The organism is Nioella sp. (assembly GCF_965215655.1).
Taxonomy (GTDB): Bacteria; Pseudomonadota; Alphaproteobacteria; order Rhodobacterales; family Rhodobacteraceae; genus Nioella.
In genome coordinates this window covers 63,663-81,057 of sequence record NZ_OZ244111.1, presented here as the reverse complement: position 1 = coordinate 81,057, position 17,395 = coordinate 63,663, and the positions used below count along the sequence as shown (strand labels likewise).

Annotated in this window: 19 protein-coding genes and 1 tRNA gene; 5 read left to right on the top strand and 15 right to left on the bottom strand. The window is 62.1% G+C overall.

The window, feature by feature from the left end; all coding sequences use genetic code 11:
- Positions 1-48: 48 nt before the first annotated feature.
- The 3 genes from ACOOEX_RS00405 to ACOOEX_RS00395 form a co-directional block, all read right to left on the bottom strand.
- Positions 49-1,152, bottom strand: coding sequence for a site-specific DNA-methyltransferase (locus ACOOEX_RS00405; RefSeq protein ID WP_420396627.1), 1,104 nt, complete (start codon positions 1,150-1,152; stop codon positions 49-51).
- A gap of 89 nt (positions 1,153-1,241) precedes the next feature.
- Positions 1,242-1,862: a ribonuclease HII gene (locus ACOOEX_RS00400; RefSeq protein WP_420396626.1), complete on the bottom strand. Its 621-nt coding sequence runs from the start codon at positions 1,860-1,862 to the stop codon at positions 1,242-1,244.
- A 101-nt stretch (positions 1,863-1,963) separates the two neighbouring features.
- Positions 1,964-2,434, bottom strand: a complete 471-nt coding sequence (locus tag ACOOEX_RS00395) for a hypothetical protein (protein ID WP_420396625.1) — start codon at positions 2,432-2,434, stop codon at positions 1,964-1,966.
- Between the two features lie 187 nt (positions 2,435-2,621).
- Between ACOOEX_RS00395 and ACOOEX_RS00390 the strand changes: the two genes are divergently transcribed.
- The gene (locus ACOOEX_RS00390; protein WP_420396624.1) at positions 2,622-2,900 is read left to right on the top strand and encodes a hypothetical protein; all 279 of its coding nucleotides are present in this window, start codon (positions 2,622-2,624) and stop codon (positions 2,898-2,900) included.
- Positions 2,872-3,576 (top strand): winged helix-turn-helix domain-containing protein, encoded by a 705-nt coding sequence (locus ACOOEX_RS00385; protein WP_306047127.1) that lies wholly within the window; start codon positions 2,872-2,874, stop codon positions 3,574-3,576. Before ACOOEX_RS00390 ends, ACOOEX_RS00385 begins: the two co-directional genes overlap by 29 nt.
- A 12-nt stretch (positions 3,577-3,588) precedes the next feature.
- Here the strand turns inward: ACOOEX_RS00385 and ACOOEX_RS00380 are convergent, their stop codons facing one another.
- Both ACOOEX_RS00380 and ACOOEX_RS00375 read right to left on the bottom strand, forming a co-directional pair.
- Positions 3,589-3,861, bottom strand: a complete 273-nt coding sequence (locus tag ACOOEX_RS00380) for a hypothetical protein (protein ID WP_306047128.1) — start codon at positions 3,859-3,861, stop codon at positions 3,589-3,591.
- Positions 3,862-3,943: 82 nt separating this feature from the next.
- Entirely contained in the window at positions 3,944-4,222 is a 279-nt protein-coding gene (locus ACOOEX_RS00375; RefSeq protein WP_420396623.1) for a hypothetical protein, read from the bottom strand.
- Positions 4,223-4,389: 167 nt separating this feature from the next.
- Between ACOOEX_RS00375 and ACOOEX_RS00370 the strand changes: the two genes are divergently transcribed.
- Entirely contained in the window at positions 4,390-5,580 is a 1,191-nt protein-coding gene (locus ACOOEX_RS00370) for a cupin domain-containing protein (protein WP_420396622.1), read from the top strand.
- Positions 5,581-5,582: 2 nt separating this feature from the next.
- Here the strand turns inward: ACOOEX_RS00370 and ACOOEX_RS00365 are convergent.
- Positions 5,583-5,659 (bottom strand) — tRNA-Arg (locus ACOOEX_RS00365).
- 141 nt (positions 5,660-5,800) lie between these two features.
- Between ACOOEX_RS00365 and ACOOEX_RS00360 the strand changes: the two genes are divergently transcribed.
- Together ACOOEX_RS00360 and ACOOEX_RS00355 are read left to right on the top strand one after the other, a co-directional pair.
- The gene (locus ACOOEX_RS00360) at positions 5,801-6,835 is read left to right on the top strand and encodes a LacI family DNA-binding transcriptional regulator (protein ID WP_420396621.1); all 1,035 of its coding nucleotides are present in this window, start codon (positions 5,801-5,803) and stop codon (positions 6,833-6,835) included.
- Positions 6,836-6,940: 105 nt separating this feature from the next.
- Positions 6,941-8,134, top strand: coding sequence for a GSCFA domain-containing protein (locus tag ACOOEX_RS00355; RefSeq protein WP_420396620.1), 1,194 nt, complete (start codon positions 6,941-6,943; stop codon positions 8,132-8,134).
- A gap of 10 nt (positions 8,135-8,144) precedes the next feature.
- Here the strand turns inward: ACOOEX_RS00355 and ACOOEX_RS00350 are convergent, their stop codons facing one another.
- The 9 genes from ACOOEX_RS00350 to ACOOEX_RS00310 all read right to left on the bottom strand — a co-directional run bounded on the left by ACOOEX_RS00350 (position 8,145) and on the right by ACOOEX_RS00310 (position 17,394).
- The gene (locus tag ACOOEX_RS00350; protein WP_420396619.1) at positions 8,145-9,557 is read right to left on the bottom strand and encodes an L-serine ammonia-lyase; all 1,413 of its coding nucleotides are present in this window, start codon (positions 9,555-9,557) and stop codon (positions 8,145-8,147) included.
- Between the two features lie 203 nt (positions 9,558-9,760).
- The gene (locus tag ACOOEX_RS00345; RefSeq protein WP_420394836.1) at positions 9,761-10,156 is read right to left on the bottom strand and encodes a hypothetical protein; all 396 of its coding nucleotides are present in this window, start codon (positions 10,154-10,156) and stop codon (positions 9,761-9,763) included.
- A 79-nt stretch (positions 10,157-10,235) separates the two neighbouring features.
- Positions 10,236-10,625 carry a curli-like amyloid fiber formation chaperone CsgH gene (csgH, locus tag ACOOEX_RS00340; RefSeq protein WP_420394835.1) on the bottom strand — a complete coding sequence of 130 codons (390 nt, stop codon included), beginning with the start codon at positions 10,623-10,625 and terminating at the stop codon, positions 10,236-10,238.
- A gap of 98 nt (positions 10,626-10,723) precedes the next feature.
- Positions 10,724-11,164, bottom strand: a complete 441-nt coding sequence (locus ACOOEX_RS00335) for a hypothetical protein (protein ID WP_420394834.1) — start codon at positions 11,162-11,164, stop codon at positions 10,724-10,726.
- A 550-nt stretch (positions 11,165-11,714) separates the two neighbouring features.
- Positions 11,715-12,521, bottom strand: coding sequence for a 5-deoxy-glucuronate isomerase (gene iolB / locus ACOOEX_RS00330; protein ID WP_420396618.1), 807 nt, complete (start codon positions 12,519-12,521; stop codon positions 11,715-11,717).
- Positions 12,514-12,720 carry a hypothetical protein gene (locus tag ACOOEX_RS00325; RefSeq protein WP_420396617.1) on the bottom strand — a complete coding sequence of 69 codons (207 nt, stop codon included), beginning with the start codon at positions 12,718-12,720 and terminating at the stop codon, positions 12,514-12,516. Before ACOOEX_RS00325 ends, iolB begins: the two co-directional genes overlap by 8 nt.
- A gap of 20 nt (positions 12,721-12,740) precedes the next feature.
- Positions 12,741-13,646, bottom strand: coding sequence for a myo-inosose-2 dehydratase (iolE, locus tag ACOOEX_RS00320; RefSeq protein ID WP_420396616.1), 906 nt, complete (start codon positions 13,644-13,646; stop codon positions 12,741-12,743).
- 11 nt (positions 13,647-13,657) lie between these two features.
- Positions 13,658-15,490, bottom strand: a complete 1,833-nt coding sequence (gene iolD, locus ACOOEX_RS00315) for a 3D-(3,5/4)-trihydroxycyclohexane-1,2-dione acylhydrolase (decyclizing) (protein ID WP_420396615.1) — start codon at positions 15,488-15,490, stop codon at positions 13,658-13,660.
- Entirely contained in the window at positions 15,487-17,394 is a 1,908-nt protein-coding gene (locus ACOOEX_RS00310) for a bifunctional 5-dehydro-2-deoxygluconokinase/5-dehydro-2-deoxyphosphogluconate aldolase (RefSeq protein WP_420396614.1), read from the bottom strand. The genes iolD and ACOOEX_RS00310 overlap by 4 nt, the downstream gene beginning before the upstream one ends.
- Between the last annotated feature and the right edge of the window lies 1 nt (position 17,395).

Genomic DNA, 17,395 nt, shown 5'->3' with positions numbered 1-17,395 from the left:
TGCCGAGACCTTTCAGACCACAGGCACGGGCGGTAATTTCTTAGGTTATCAGCCGCTCAGCTCGGATCGAACCTGCTGGCGCAAGATGTCGATCGGCACGGTTTTGCCTTCACGCCGGAAGTGCCAGTAGGTCCAACCATTGCAGGACGGTGCGCCCTCCAGCTTGGCCCCGACCTGATGGATAGATCCCTTGGTGTTGGACACCACGAGCGTACCATCGGCGCGGATCTTGGCAACCTTGCCGCGCGGGCTGACAAGTTCCTCACCGGGGTTCAGCAGGCCACGTTCGACGAGCTGCCCGAAGGGGATTCGCGGCTCTGCCCGTTTCGACGTTGTGACCTCCAGCGAAGTGCGGTCGAACCTGCGGATGGATTTCAGGCGCTTCTCGGCCACGTCACGATAGGCCGCTTCACGCTCGATCCCGATATAGTCACGGCCCAGTTTCTTGGCGACCGCACCCGTTGTGCCGGTGCCGAAGAACGGGTCAAGCACCACGTCGCCAGGATTGGTCGTGGCAACCAGAATGCGGTGCAGCAGGCTTTCGGGTTTCTGCGTCGGATGGGCCTTGTCGCCCTTTTCATCCTTCAAACGCTCATGCCCGTTGCAGATCGGCAGAACCCAGTCCGACCGCATCTGCACGCCTTCATTCAGCGATTTCAACGCCTCGTAGTTGAAGGTGTATTTCGCGCCCTCGGATTTCGAGGCCCAGATCATGGTCTCATGGGCATTGGTCAGGCGCTTGCCACGAAAGTTCGGCATCGGGTTCGACTTGCGCCAGACCACGTCATTGAGAATCCAGTACCCTTGGTTCTGAAGCTCTGCCCCAACACGGAAGATGTTGTGATAGCTGCCAATGACCCAGATCGCGCCATTCGGTTTCAACAACCGCTGTGCCGCTTTCAGCCATTCCTTTGTGAAGCGATCATAAACGGCGAAACTGTCGAACTGGTCCCAATGGTCATCCACGGCATCCACCATGGAATTGTCTGGCCGATGCAGGTTGCCTTTGAGTTGCAGGTTATAGGGCGGGTCCGCGAAGATCAGGTCGACGGACGCTTCTGGAAGACTGTTCATCACATCGATGCAGTCCCCGGACAAAATGGTGTTTAGCGGAAGCGCGGCGGCCCCCGATGCTTGTGGTTTATTGGTCATTACTGCCTCTGACTTGGCGCCTCTTTCGGGCGCTCATTTGTGCCCTAAGGATGAGTCAAAGGTGATTCGCCGTCAATTTCTTTTTTGAATCAGGAGGTTAGAGTTTTTCCTTGATACAAGATGTTGTGGACGGGCTTGAAGCTGCGTCTATGGTGAGGGGTCACCCCCAAATCTAGAAGTGCCTGTTTGTGGTCGGCTGTGGGATAGCCTGCGTTCCTCTCCCAACCATAGCCAGGAAATTGCCTTGAAAGCGCCATCATGTGCGCATCCCGCCCAACTTTTGCCGCAATTGAAGCCGCCGCAATCGACAGGCTGCTACCGTCGCCCTTGATGATCGTGGTTGCGCGACAGGGAAGATTGGGCGGCAGGGCGTTGCCATCCACAAGCGCGTGATCGACCGGCGCAAGCCCGGCAAGGGCGCGGGTCATGGCAAGGAACGTGGCGTTGCGGATATTGAGCGCGTCGATTTCTTCGACTGTCGCCCATCCAAGCGACACCTCGGCACTGGCCAGCAACGTTTCCAGAAGTGCATTGCGCTTGCGGGCGGTCAGCTTCTTGGAATCGTTCAGCCCCTCGGGGATCGCGGCAGGGTCCAGCACCACGGCGGCGGCGGTTACTGGCCCGGCCAGCGGCCCCCGTCCCACCTCGTCCACTCCAGCGACACGGCCGCCGATCTGCGTCTCGAAACTGAAATCCGGTCCCTCTGCCATGCGGCCAGAAACCATGCCAGCCCGGCAGACACAACAAAAAGGCGACGAGGCCAAAGCCCCGCCGCCTTCCGTCGCACTGCTCGACGAAAGCTGGTCAGCCGTTACGACCGAACCCAGCCATGGCGGTAAAGGCACTGCGCATCATAGACATCGCGCCAGCCCTGATAGGTGAAGATGCGTTCGCGGCAGCTGCCGGGCAGGGCCGCATAATGGGGCACGTGCTGCTGCAAACAATGGGCACCGAAGGCGCGGATATCGACATTCGGGCCCTCGAAACGGCGGTGGCAGGAACTGGGGGCCACAAGGTTCGGCACGATTACCTGCGGCACCACATAATGCGTGGCGGGCGGGGCAACGTAGCGCGTGACCGGCGCGGGCGCATAGTAGTGGGTACGGTTGTGACGGTCATTCAGGATGTTGCCGAGAATCACGATGCCGGCAGCGGCACCCAGGAAGGTGCGCAGGTCATCGCGGTCGGCGCGGGCTTCGGTGGTGCTGGCTAAGGTGCCCGTCAGGGCGACGGTAACGGCCAGCCCCACGGCGGCAAGGGATTTGGGAAGGGATTTAAACATGGGTTGGTCTCCGGGTAGATGAGTGTTGGGGGCGCGTCATGAAACACCGCGTGCGTACGCGGCTGGTGCGTCCAAAATCCCTCTGGCCCGGTCAGACAGGCAATATCAGCCCCGCGATATCGGATAACAGGCCGTTTTCGGGCGTCTGATATTGAATGACAGCGCCATCTGACACTAACTCAACCTCATGAAACAGCTTCTTCTTTCCCTCGCCCTAATCGGGCTCGCCTCTACGGCCAACGCAACTTGCTTCGCCGATTACAAGGCAAAGATGGATAACCCGCTCCGCCTGCATTACGGTGTGATCGAGTTGCCGGATTCTGCCTGTTCGGTTGGCGCCGCTGCGTCCAACATCGCAGGTCGCCTGACGGGCGGCTGGCAGCTCCTGGAAGTTATGTCGGTCTTTGACGAGACCGGCCTCGATTCGAGGAGAGACCGTGCAGGACAATACTACCTCCGCTTCTGAGTCGCGGATCACCGGTACCCGGGTCGTACAGCTCGGGATCGTGGCAGTCGTCGCCATCCTCGCGGTGGCGGCGTTTTTGCTGTTCTCCTACCTGCCGGATGCAGGCGCGTTCAACGACGCGGTGGAGGAGATCTTTGTCGTCAACGATGCGTTGACCACCACGGAATCCATCAGAATCCTTGAGATTCTGGCGCAATCCGGCACCACATTCTCCAAGGTACTGGCCAGCTATCGGGCGATCATCTTCGTGTTGATCGTCTTCGCCACGGCGCTGCTGATTGCCTGTCTGGTTTTCCTTGTCACCATCATCACCCTGAACCGCCGCATGCATGAGATCGAGCGGTCTGGCATTCAGGTGTCATCGCTCGTGGTCAGCCGTGAAGAGGGTGTCGTCTACCTCAACAACATGGAATTCAAGCTGACCGCCGCCGCGATGGAAACCCTGTCTGTTCTGGCAGAGGCACGCATGGATGACGATGTGTTGTCGGGTGCGGAAATCGAATCAATGGTTTCGGGGAAACCGGCATCGGATTGCGAAGAGGCCGCAGGCGCTACGCGAATCAAACGCCTGCGCGATACGCTCGGCAATCAGATGGTCAGCGAATTGCTGGTCAAGAACATCGCTCGCCGGGGCTATATGCTGGCGATCGACAAGGACGTTATCAAGATGATCTGACCGGGGTCTGGCCTAGCAATTATTAGGCCGCCCACGACCATACCCGGACCTGTCTGAGATGCTGCCATTGTCGCTGTCGGTATAGCCGGTGCGGGTGCCGCCGGGACCACGCGGGCAGGCGTTGCCATCGTTCCACGACCCGGTATCGCCATCGGCGGCCTGCGCCTGGCCCGGTAAAATCGCAACCGTGCCGCCGGCAGCCGCCAGCCCAAGGAACCGCCGCCGTCCGCTGCGGCCCACCTGAATATCGCTATCCGTCAGGGTCTTGTCGGATTTGTCGGTCATCTCGGCGGTCCAATCCTTTGGTCTGATGAATACGCGGGCCCCGAAGGACCCGCCGTGAACTATAGCAGATGTTGCGCCGAAATCAGCAGTAAGGCGCACCGCGCCCATATCCGCCACGATCGGTGATGCGGCCATTGTCGCTGTCGGTGTAGCCGGTATAGGCCCCACCTCCGCCACGCGGGCAAGAGCCGCTGTCAGTCCAGTTTCCGTTATCGACGTCACTGGCCTGCGCAGCGGTCGGGGTCAGCGCCACGACGCCACCCGCTGCCATCAGGCCAAGCACAGCCCGACGCGCCGGACGCGCGGTTGAAATATCGCTGTCGGTCAGCGTCTTTTGGCCGGTCTTATCTTTTTTGGACATGGTGGCCTTCCTTGCTGCCAAATCATGTGTAATACTCACACGAACTATATGGACATCAGGCCAGCCCGTCAATGGTCACTGGGGTCCATCGGCCATTTCATGCCGGTGAGAAACACCGGAGATGTCACAAGACTGGCGCTTTCGCCAGCAGTTGGGAGCGCGGACATATGTCCATGAATTTCGATCAGGCGATTGCACCTGTCACCGCTAAGGAGTTCTTCGACCATTCGTTCGAAAAGAAGCATCTGGTCATTCGCAGGGGACAGGCAGATTACTATTCCAGCCTGCTGTCCAGCGCCGATATTGACTGGGCGGTCTCGACGCTTGGCCTGTCCGTGCCCGAGGTCAACGTGGTGCAGGCAGATCGAGAGATCACCGCCGCCGATTTCGCCTATGGCAGCGGCTTCATCGACCCTGTCGCGGTCAATCAGCTCTTCGCCGAGGGCGCGACGGTGATCATGTCGAACCTTCAGGAACGGCTGCCGAAGCTGGCCATGTTCTGCCGGGAGTTGGAGAAGGTCTTTTCCGCCCGCGTACAAACCAACATCTACATGACGCCCGCCAATAGTCAGGGCTTCAAGGCCCACTACGATGGCCATGACGTTCTTGTGCTTCAAGTCGAGGGCACCAAGGAATGGCGCATCTACGACACGCCCGTTCACCTTCCGCTGGAAGAACAGGCGTTCAATCCCCATGACGTCCCGATCGGCGAGATGACCGACAGTTTCGTGCTGGAGCCCGGAGACATGGTCTATGTGCCCCGCGGGCTGATCCATGATGCCGTGTCGACCGACCAGACCAGCCTGCATATCACGACGGGCCTGATGATGCGGTCATGGGCCGATGTGATGGTCGAGGCGGTGCGGAAAATGGCCCTGAGCGACGCCGAGTTCCGCGAAGGACTGCCGCCCGGCTTTGCCGATGAGGGCTTTGACAACAGCAGGGCCGAGGCCAAATTCTTGGCCCTACTGGGCAAGCTGTCAGGTGCCACGCTAGACCCCGTCCTGAACGAGTTCCGCGAGGATTTCATCGCCACACGCCTTCCTCGCGCCCATGGCCAACTTGCCCAGATGGCGCGGATTGACGGACTTGGCTCCGACAGCGTGATGGGTGCCCGCCCAACCCTGATCTATCGTCTGACAGATGTGCCCGCAAAGGGCGACCAGCCCGACAGCGTTGCCCTGTCCTGCCAAGGCACCGTCATCACCCTGCCCGCCTATGCCCGCGAGCCCCTGGAATACGCCATCTCTACCCCACGCTTCACGATGGCCGATATTCCAGGTGATCTGGACGATGCAGGCAAAACCGTCCTGCTGCGCAGGCTGGTGCGCGAAGGGTTGGTTCATTTCATCGAGTGATCTGGTGACCCCGGCAGGATTCGAACCTGCAACCTGCCCCTTAGGAGGGGGCTGCTCTATCCAGTTGAGCCACGGGGCCAGCCTTTGCTTGTTCTGGCCAATTCCGTCCGCGCTGGCAAGCGCTTGGCCGGGAAAAAACCGCCTGCGGCGTTCTGGTTTGGACAAGCCGCCCGGAAGTGCGTAACAGTCGTGTTATCGCAATCAGACGGAGCCCACAGCCTTGCCCCCCAGAAACCAAGACCCAGGTCGACCTCAACTGACCCTTCGCGATGTGGCCGAGGCCGCGCGTGTGTCGGAGATGACGGTCAGCCGCGTGTTGCGGAACCGGGGGGACGTGTCTCAGGCAACGCGGGCTCGTGTTCTGGAAGCGGCCCGGTCCCTTGGTTACGTGCCCAACAAGATCGCCGGGGCCTTGGCCTCGTCGCGCGTCAATCTTGTCGGCGTGGTCATCCCGTCGCTATCCAACATGGTGTTCCCGCAGGTGCTGGCCGGAATCTCAGACGTGCTGGACGATACGCCCCTGCAACCCGTGTTCGGGGCAACCCACTACAAGCCCGAGCGCGAGGAAGAGGTGATCTACGAGATGCTCTCGTGGCGGCCTTCAGGGATGATCGTCGCGGGGATTGAGCATTCCGAAGCCTCGATTGCCATGCTGGCCAATTCCGGCATCCCGGTGGTCGAGATCATGGATGCCGACGGTGACCCGATCGACGCAATGGTCGGCATCAGTCATCGCGCTGCCGGGGCGCGCATGGCGAAGGAGATCCTGTCACGCGGGTATCGCCGCATCGGCTTCATGGGGACCAAAATGCCGCTCGACTTCCGGGCGCGCAAGCGGCTGGAGGGCTTCGAAGGCGTGCTGAACGAGGCCGGGGTCGACCTGGTTGACCGCATCTTCTATTCCGGCGGCTCTGGCCTGGGCAAAGGCCGCGAGATGACCCAGGAAATGCTGACGCGCCACACTGATCTTGATTTCCTATATTATTCCAATGACATGATTGGAGCGGGCGGGCTGCTCTATTGCCTTGAGAAGGGCATACGCATCCCGCAGGACATGGGCCTTGCCGGGTTCAACGCGGTGGAAATCCTCGACGGTCTACCGATGCGGCTGGCCACGATGGACACGCGCAGACTGGAAATCGGCCGCGCGGCGGCCCAGATCATCGCCGCGCGCGTTGCGGGCGAAGGCTGCGACCAGATCATTACCATGGACGCCGGCTTCGACCCCGGAGATACCATGCGCGACCCCGTCTGACACATTCCGAACCCCTTCCAAGAAAAGGGGATTCATTTTTTCGTCATCTCTGCTACGATTCAGGAAAACCGGGCGCAAAAGCCCGGATCGAGCAGAAGGCGAAAAATGACCAAACTATTGGACCCGGCCGCGGTGACCAAGGCGGCAGATCGTGTGGCAGGCAACGAATCCACGAAAGAGGGACGTGTTCACCAGACATGGTTCCGGGGATCGAAGGGCAGCCGCCCGCCCAAGGCCATGCAGATGATGCCGGAAACGGCTGTTCTGGACTATGTGCTGAAAGGCTGGGAACCCCCTGCCCCCTGCATCAACGAGACCACCAAGGTGACGGCGTTCGGCAGCTGCTTTGCCGCCTATATCTCGGACTGGCTGGCCTCTCGTCACTACAACGTCCTGACGCGGAACAAGGAAAGCAACGCCTATGTGGTCAGCTGCGGCGAAGGCATGGTCAACACCTTCGTCATCCGCCAGCAGTTCGAATGGGCGTTCGAGGCCAAGAGCTTCGACGCGCCCCTGTGGCACGGCTACAAGTCCGAAGAGTTCGGCTATGACGAAGATGTACGCGCTGAAACGCTGCGCCTCTTCAATGAAACCGACGTCTTCATCCTGACCCTTGGCCTGTCCGAGGTTTGGTATGATGAGCCGACCGGAGGTGTCTTCTGGCGCACCCTGCCGAAAGACAAGTACGATCCCGAACGCCACAAGTTCCGCGTTTCGACCGCCCAGGAAAACGCCGACAACCTTCGCGAAATCTACCGCCTGATCCGCAAGCATCGCCCGGATGCCAAGATCATCCTGACCCTGTCGCCCATTCCGCTGATCGCCACCTTCCGCGATGAAAGCTGCATCAGCGCCAACAGCGTGTCCAAGGCTGTGCTGCGCGTTGCCATCGACGAAGTGATGCGGGAATTCAAGGACGAGGGGCATATCTTCTATTGGCCCTCCTACGAGATTGTTGCCGACATCTTCAACTACCCCTTCAAGGAAGACCGCCGCCATCTGTACAAATCCGTACAGGATTTCATCATGATGACCTTCGAGCGCGTCTGGTGCGAACGGGCCCCGACCGATCACGAATACCTGCGCCAGTGGCTCCGCGCCAAATCGGCGGCGGGTCAGCTGAACGAACGGCTCGACGGCGCGCTCGGCGCCCGCAACCTGCCCAAGCTGCGGCATATGCTTAACCGCAACCGGATCAGCGATTTCAAGGTCACGGACGAGGCGGCGAAGGAAATGCTGCTTCGATACATCGAAGAGGAAGAACGGATTCAGGCCGCAGAAGCCACGGCAGCGGAGTAAGCAGATGTTCTCAGCATTCCGGAATATTCACTGCAAGGCCGCCACGGCTGGTCTCCTTGTAGTTCTCGCTCATGTCGATCCCGGTCTGGCGCATAGCCTCGATACAGTTGTCGAGGGGCATAAAATGCTGCCCGTCGCCGCGCAAAGCCAGCGAAGCGGCGGAGACAGCTTTGATCGCCCCCAACCCGTTTCGTTCGATGCAGGGCACCTGTACCAGGCCGGCGACCGGGTCGCAGGTCATGCCCAGATGGTGTTCCAGCGCGATCTCGGCGGCGTTCTCGATCTGCTCGTTCGTGCCTCCCAAAGCGGCGCAAAGCCCGGCAGCGGCCATCGCGGCGGCGGACCCGACCTCGCCCTGACAGCCGACCTCCGCGCCCGAGATCGAGGCATTATGCTTGATCAGGCCGCCTATCGCGGCAGCGGTCATCAGGAAGGTACGCCGACCCTCTTCGGTGGCGCCGATGCAATGATCGCGGTAGTAGCGCAGGACAGCCGGGACGACCCCGGCAGCTCCGTTCGTGGGCGACGTCACGACCTTGCCGCCAGCGGCGTTCTCCTCGTTGACGGCCATGGCATAGACGCTGAGCCAGTCGTTGACGGTGTGCGGTTGCGCCAGGTTCGTGCCACGCTCGGAGAGCAGCTGTTCGTGTATCGCCTTCGCCCGGCGTCGTACCTTCAGCCCGCCGGGAAGGATCCCCTCCTGGGAGAGTCCCCGGTCGATACAGGCGTCCATAGTTGACCAGATCGCATCGAGCCGCTGTTTGACCTCGGCGCGGCCACCGTGGGTGGCCTCGTTTTCCCATTTCATCTCGGCAATGGACTTGCCCGAGATCTGCCCCATGCGCAGCATCTCTTCGGCGGACCCGAAGGGATAGGGATAACCCTGCGCGGCTTTTTCCGCATGGAACTCCTCGGCACCGCCCTGCTTGTGGCGATCAAGTTCGGCCGCGGTCATCACAAAACCGCCGCCGATGGAGTAATAGGTTTCCTCCATATAGAGGTTCCCGGCCGTATCGAAGCCCCGCAGGATCATCCCGTTGGCGTGGCCCGGCAGCGGCGGCCCGAAATCGAACACCACGTCCTTTTCAGGATCAAATGACAGGGCGGGCAAACCCTCCGGCGTCAGGGTGTGGCTGTCTTTCAGCGCCGCTTCCGCCGCTTCCGCCTTGTCCGGGTCGATCGTGGCCGGAAGAAACCCCAATAGCCCCAGGATCACGGCCCTGTCGGTCGCATGGCCCTTGCCGGTGAACGCCAAGGACCCGTGCAGAGAGCACATGACCCGCGCCACATCTCCGGCACCAGGTTCCCGCAGTCCGGTGCGCAGCTGTCCGAGGAACTGCGCCGCCGCCGTCATTGGCCCCATCGTGTGGGACGAGGACGGGCCGATACCGATCTTGAAGATGTCGAAAACGCTGAGGAACATGGAACCGCTTCCTGTTGGGATTGCCGCCTGTTTACCCTGTTTGGAGCCATCACGCCGGGGGAAACCGACATTGCGATCCATGCGACCGACGAACGTCCCCGTCAATGGCAAAGCACGCTCCCCTTGGGACGGGGGAGCGTGCAGGTTTGGCGAGGGATCAGCCCGGGTCCAGGAAGGGCGCCTCCCTGCCGAACGGGAATGTCTCAGTCGAGCCCGAACTGGAAGAGGAGTCCTGTCTGGCATCCGTTGCCCTGTGCGACGTTTGCGTTTGCGCCGTTACCGAACTGGAAGATGCCGTAGCTGTCGCAGCCGTTCTGGGCGAGGGTTCCGTGGTGGCCGTTGCCTTCCTGGTGGATGACGCCGGTGTTGCCGCCGCCGGACTGGCCGATGCCTGCGCCGTTGCCGTTTCCGTTCTGGTAGACATGGGCGGGGTCTGCGCCATTGGCGATCTGGTAGAGGGCGAGGCCGAAGCGGATGGCGTTGGCTTCATCGGCGTTCGAGGGGTTCACCTCGAAGGAGATGGTGCCTCCGGCCATGGCCATGGGGGCAGCGAGGGTGGTGAGGGCGAGGGCGGCGGCGGTGAGGGTCTTGCGGATCATGGGTTTAGTCCTTTGGGTCTATGTGTGTTCTGAATGTGTGTCGTTTACACTAATGAGGAGGTTCAATCTTTTCCGGGGCTCAAAGCTCGGTCTCGACGGCGCGGCAGCGATAGGTCTCGCCGTTCACGGTCAGGCTCAGGCTGGCGTCGTAATCGGCGGCATCGCCTGACAGCATCGACTGGCCGAGGGTCACGGTTTCTCCGGCGCGGGCGGTGAAGGCGCCGCCCTGGCGGATATTGGTGCCGCGGCCGGCAAGCGAGAAGCTGTAGCTGCCCGAGAGGCTCTCATTGGCCTGCACAAGCCCGCGGAAGGCGGCGCTGCGGCCGGTCTCCTCGACCGAGATCTGGCAGGCGAAGGGGGCGGCGGTTTCCTGCGCGACCGAGGCGGTGGTGCAGGCTGCGGCGAGACCCGCCCCGGCCAGGATCAGGGCCGCGGGAAGGAACCGGCGAGGGGAAAGGGGGAGGGTCATGGGTCTGGTCCTTGGGTTGATGGCCTGTGGGGATGGCCGGGAATGGGAGGCCCGCGGGGGGGAAGCGAGGGAGAGAGCCCCCCGCGGGCCGGTCGGGATCAGTTCTGGACGATCACCGCGACGTTGCCATGGCCGACCTGCGTGGAGGAGGCGGAGTTGCCGTTGCCGACCTGGATCACGCCGACGGCGTTGCCGTTGCCCCACTGGGTGGTGTCTGCGCTGTTGCCTGCGCCGATCTGGGCCACGCCGGTGACGTTGCCGGAGCCGTAGGTCGAGGAGGAGGCGGAGTTGTCCCAGCCCTGCTGGCCGATCACGGTCTGGTTCCAGTGGCCGTCCTGGGTGGCGATGGCGGTGTTCCATGCGCCGTCCTGGTAGATGGTCATGTCATTGTACCAGCCGGTCTGAGCGCCACCGGCGGCGTTGCCGTAGCCATACTGCTGAACGTTGACATAAGAGCCACCGGCAGCGGCTGCCCCTGCGACGGGCAGGGCGATGGCGAGGGCGAGAGCGGCGGTCTTCAGGGTGGATGCGATGGTCATTTGAAAAGTCCTTTTGGGTTGATGGTGTCGCTTGGGACGAGGGTGAATGTGATGATGCGGGTGTCGCGGTTCGTGGTGTTGGTGGGCGGCGTCTGCGGTGTTGCGTTTGCCGATGACCAACACTTGGCCCGAACCCCGGCGGTCAGGCAATATCGGCGACGGGAAAGGCGATAACAGTGAGTTCGTCATCGAATAACACGAACTCATATGGTCATGTTATCGGATAACACGATCTGAATATATGAACAAAATCAGCATCCTAAACCCAACTCCACGACTCCGACCCACACGGGCCACCCCCGCGCCCAAAGGCGCAACCCCCGAACGTGTCAAAAGTCGATAACACCCCGATCCAACCCATAACAAACGATAACATCCAAATACGTGTGAAAAACACGATTACTGGACGGGGCTCAGGGATGATCTGCGTGGAATCGGACTGTGATTCGAATCAATTGCCGGATCAAAGGCAGAGCAGTCAGTCACGAACGAACACCCGGAAAGACAGCATTCCGGACGCTCGGTTGCCTGACTACGGGAGATGACTGCCTCAGGCGTCCCGATCCATGATCCATTGCACGGCCGGATCGGCCTGAAAGCGCCAGTTGCGGCGGGGGCCGGCCATGACGTTGAGATAGTACATCTCAAACCCGTAGGGCGCGCCGCAGGGATGATGGCCGCGGGGGACGAGGACGACGTCGCCGTCGCTGATGGCCATGGTTTCGTCGAGGGTTCCGTCCTCGGTATAGACGCGCTGGATACCGAAACCCTGGGCGGGGTTCAGGCGGTGGTAATAGGTTTCTTCCAGATAGGTGATCCGGGGGAAGTCGTCTTCGTCATGGCGGTGGCTGGGGTAGCTGGACCAGTGGCCCGCCGGAGTGAAAACCTCGGTCACCAGCAGGCTATCGCAGTAATCCTCGGCCTCCATCGCGATATTGTTGATGTAGCGGGTATTGGTGCCCTTGCCGCGCTCGGTCAGCGTGATGCCCTCTGGGCCGATACGGCGGGCCTGATGCCCGCCCCTGCCCGGCGCGGCGCAGACGGCAATGGTGCAATCAGTGGTGGCCTCGGCCTGCCACTCGGTGCCGTTCGGAAGATAGAGCGAATGCGGCGGGGTTTTCTCGAAGACATCCATCCGGTCGCCAAGCTCGCCCCAGTCCTGACCTGCACCGGTCAGATGGGCCTTGCCCTCGACCATCACGAGGATCACCTCGTTGTCCCCGGTCGCCTCACCCACCACATCGCCCGCCCGCAAACGGAAGAGCGAGAAACCCACATAGCGCCACCCGGCGCTGGCGGGCGTGATCTGGTGCACCTTGCCATGGTTACCGAACGGTTTCAGCAGCAGGTCAGCCATTGTCATTGTCCTCATCGTCTTCGGGTGGCACCCAGGCAAAGAGCAGGTGGTAGGCCGTGTAGCCGCCGATCGCGCCGAAGATCATCGCCCAGGTGCCCTCGTTGCGGCTAAGCTCCAGCACCGCCCATCCGAAGCAGACCGCTACGATGCCGACCCGGATCCAGAGCGGGCGGAAGGATGGGTGACGCATGTCGAACATGGGCGGGCTCCTTTCCAGGGTCAGGCGCGGTTGTCGATCTTCAGCCCCGCGCGATCACAGACCGTCAGGATATGCTCATACCCCATCCGTGAATACTCATAAGGCGGCGCTTTGGCCGGGTCTTGTTCGGCCTCGACCACGATCCAGCCGGCATAGTCCATCGCCTTCAGTTTATCGGCCACGGCCTGAAAGTCGATGCAGCCATCGCCGGGCACGGTGAAGGCCCCCGCGATCACCGCGTCGAGGAAGCTGCGGTCATTGTCGCGGACGTCACGAACGATCTCGGGCCGGATATCCTTGAAATGGACATGGTGGATGCGATCGGCCCACCGGTTCATGACGGCCATCACATCACCGCCGCCAAAAAGCATGTGGCCGGTGTCGAAGCAAAGCTGAACCTCGGGGCCCGCGCCTTCCATCAGCCAGTTCACATCATCTTCGCTTTCGATGATGGACCCCATGTGGTGGTGGTAGGCAAAGGGCATCCCTTGCCCCGCCACCCATTTTGCGACCTCGGTCAGCTTCGCCGCATAGGCCAGCAGCTCGTCACGGGACAGTTTCGGGCGGTTGTTGACCGGCACGCCCTGCATCCCCTGTACGGTGTTGGAGCACTCGGCATAGACGATGCAAGGGGCATTCAGGGCCACGAACTGGTTCACCTGCTGGCCAATCGCTGCGCATTCCTCGGCCACGCTGTTCACCAAAGCATTGCCCGAACACCAGCCACCGCAGAGAACCAGATCGTTGGCTTCCAGATAGGCCCGCAGGCCTTCTGTATCATGGGGCATGCGCTGCCCGCGCTCGACGCCGGTATAGCCGATCTCGCGGGCCTCCTGCAGGGCCTGCTCCATCGTGTAGGCGGCGGTGATGTCGGGCAGGTCGTCGTTCTGCCAGGCAATGGGGGAGATCCCGATCTTGACGCTCATAGGTGTTTCTCTCAGACGGTGCGCTGTGATTTGCGCTTGGTTTCGTAATTGGCACGCGCCTCGTTGACTTGCGGGCGGGTGGAGACCTCGGGCACGCCCACTTCCCACCACGTTCCCCCATGCGGGGTGGAGGGATAAGGGTCGGTGTCCAGAACGATGGCATAGACGCCGTCATGCTCTTTCGCTTTGGACAGATGCTCCTCCAGCTCGGCAATACTGCCTGCTTTGACCGCCTTTGCCCCCATGCTGGCGGCATGGGCGACGAAGTCGATCTGCGAGGGGTTTTCATGAACGGTGTGATCCAGCAGGCAATTGAACTCCGCCCCGCCGGTGCCCATTTGCAGCCGGTTGATGCAGCCGAAGCCACGGTTGTCGGTGATCACGAGCGTGAATTTCGCCCCCATCATGCAGGCGGTCGTCAGTTCCGAGTTCGCCATCATGTATGTGCCGTCGCCGGTGAAGCAGACGATGTCGCGCTCCGGCTCGGCCATATGAATGCCAAGCGCTCCGGCAATCTCGTAGCCCATGCAGCTGAACCCGTATTCCATGTGGTAGCTGCCCGGACGCCCCGCCTTCCACAGCTTGTGCAATTCGCCTGGCATGGTTCCGGCCGCACACATCACCACGGTGTCGGGGCCTGCGCTGCGCTGCACCGCGCCCACCACCTGCATGTCGGTGGGTAGAGCGTTCGCGTCTTCCTCGGGCGCGTCGGTCAGCGGGTCGACCTTGGCGAACCAGTCGGATTTCAGCTCCGGCTCGGGGGCGGCGAAGGTCTTGTCCCCGAGCGCCGCCGACAGCGCCTCCAGCCCCGCCTTCGCGTCGCAGCACAAGGGCTCCGCCCCGTGCTTCATCGCGTCATAGGCCTGCACATTCAGGCTGACGAGCTTGCGCGCGGGGTTCGCAAAAAGCGACCATGATCCGGTGGTGAAATCCTGAAACCGCGTGCCAACACCGATGACCAGATCGGCCGCGCCGCAGATCGTGTTGGCGCTTTCCGCGCCGGTCACGCCGATGGGGCCGAGGTTCAGCGGATGGTCCCAGGGCAGCGCCGATTTGCCCGCCTGGGTTTCCACCACGGGGATCTGATGCGCCTCGGCGAAGGCTTTCAGGGTCTCCGTCGCGTGACCGTAATGCGTGCCGCCGCCCGCCACGATCACCGGATTTTCAGCGCCTTGCAGCAGAGCCGCCACCCGTGCCAGCTCGCCCGCATCGGCTTGCACCGCCCGGCGGTGCCAGACGCGCGGGGCGAAGAACGCCTCGGGCCAGTCATAGGCCTCCGCCTGCACATCCTGGCAGAAGGCGAGCGTCACCGGCCCGCAATCAGCAGGGTCCGTCATGGTGCGCAGCGCACGCGGCAGCGCGGTCAGAAGCTGCTCAGGCCGGGTGATCCGGTCGAAGTAGCGGCTGACGGGCCGGAACGTGTCGGTCGCGGTCACCGTGCCATCGACAAAGTTCTCGGGCTGTTGCAGCACCGGATCTGGGCCACGATGCGCAAAGACATCGCCCGGCACGAAGAGCACCGGCAGCCGGTTTACGTAAGCCAGCGCGCAGGCTGTCACCATGTTTGTGGCGCCGGGGCCGATGGAGGAGGTCACCATCATTGCCCGGTCCCGCCGCAGCTGCTTGGCATAAGCAATCGCCGTATGCGCCATGGTCTGTTCGTTGTGGCCGCGATAGGTCGGCAGCGCGTCGCGCTGGTGATAGAGCGCCTCTCCTAGGCCCGCCACATTGCCATGGCCGAAGATCGCCCAGCATCCGGCGATAAAAGGAACGCCCTCGGGCGTCATCTGCGCAGCGAGGTATTTCACCATCGCCTGCGCGGCGGTCAGTCGGATCGTTGTCATGCTGCCTCCTCGGCCCTTGCTCGGGCCTCGTCCCAGATCGCGCAAAGCCGCGCGTAGTTCTCTGCCATCTGCGTCACGGCCTCTTCGGCGGTGATCGCATCCTTCATATAAGCCTCTGCCGCCGCGCCGAAGATCGTGCGGCCCACGGCGAAGCCCTTGACCAGCGGGTAACGCGCCGCAACCTGAAAACTGTCGCGCAAGGCGCTTTCAGCCGCCGCCAGTCCCAGCACCACGATGCCGCGCGTATAGGGATCGTTGCGGGTGATTGCATCGCAGGCCGCCTGCCATCCGGCATCGGTCTTCATCGGTTCCAGTTTCCACCAGTCGGGATAGACGCCCAGATCGTAGAAGCGCTGGATGATCTGCGCGGTGGTCTGGTCATTCACGGGGGCAACCTTTGACGGGATTACCTCCAGCAGAAACTCCAGCCGGTTGCGCCGCGCAGCACTGAACAGCCGCAGCACCGTTTCCTCCTGCCGGGCCCACATGTCCGCATCGTCATCGGGGTGGCAGAAGCACAGAACCTTGACCACGTGATCCATCGGCCATTCGTTCAGGCCCCCGTAATCCGGCCCGATCTCTGGTTCCAGCATCAGGGGGCGCGAGCCCGGCCATTCCACCGGCCGCCCGACCCAAAGGCCGGTTCCCGTCGCCTTGTAAAGCGCATCCCGCCCGAGCCGCCCGTCACAGAGGATGCCGTAGCCGGGCCTTCCAGCGGAGACTTTCAGTGCAGCCTCAAGACACAGCTGCTTGAAGATACCAATCTTGGCCTTGGTGGCGCCCTCCAGATCCTCAAGCTGCATCCGGTGATCGAAGGCGAAGCTGCGGACCGTGGACCAGTCGCCCTTGCGGTTGGTGGACCAGTGGACGTTTTCCAGAACGGTATCCTTGCGCAGGGCGGTTTCCTTAACGCCACGTTTCAGGAAGAATTGCAGCTCCTCCCAACTGGGATAGGCTGGGGTGCAGCCATGGCGGCTGACCGCGAAGGCCCCGCAGGCATTGGCGTAGGTCAGGGCAGTGGGCCAGTCCTCGCCATCGAGCCAGCCTTTCAGGAGCCCCGACATGAACCCGTCGCCTGCGCCAAGGACATTGAAGACCTCGATCGGGAAGCCGGGGCCGGTCTGGCCATCATCGAGCCTATCGGGGATCGCACCCTCGAAGGCCACCGCCCCCATCGGGCCGCGCTTGCAGACCAGTGTTGCGCCAGACACCGCCCGCACCGCGCGCAAGGCCGCAAGCGTATCGGTTGTGCCGCCCGCGATGTGGAATTCCTCCTCGGTGCCGACGATCAGGTCAAACAGGTGCAGCACCGATTGCAGCTTCTTCGTCACCGCCTCGGACGCGATGAACCGGCTTTCGCCGTCGCCGTGGCCCGCCAACCCCCACAGGTTCGGGCGGTAGTCGATATCGAGCGCCGTTTGTGCGCCGCCCTCACGCGCCAGCCTTAGCGCCTTCAGCACCGCTGCCTCAGTTCGGGGGTGGGATAGGTGCGTCCCCGTTGCGACAACCGCGCGCGCTTCTCCGATGAAACCCGGATCAATATCGTCCTCGCACAGCGCCATATCCGCGCAATCCGTGCGGTAGAAGATCAGCGGAAACTGTTCCTGGTCGCGGATGCCCAGAAGCACCAGCGCCGTCAGACGTTCCGGGTCCGTTTTCACGCCCCGCACATCGACGCCTTCCCGCGCAAGTTCCTCGCGGATGAAGCGGCCCATATGCTCGTCGCCCACACGGGTGATCAAAGCCGACCGCAACCCCAGACGTGCCGTGCCAGCCGCCATATTGGTGGGCGAGCCGCCAATGTATTTCTGGAACGACCCCATATCCTCCAGCCGGCCACCAACCTGCTGGCCATAGAGATCGACCGAAGAACGGCCGATGGTGATCACATCAAGCGGCTTCATC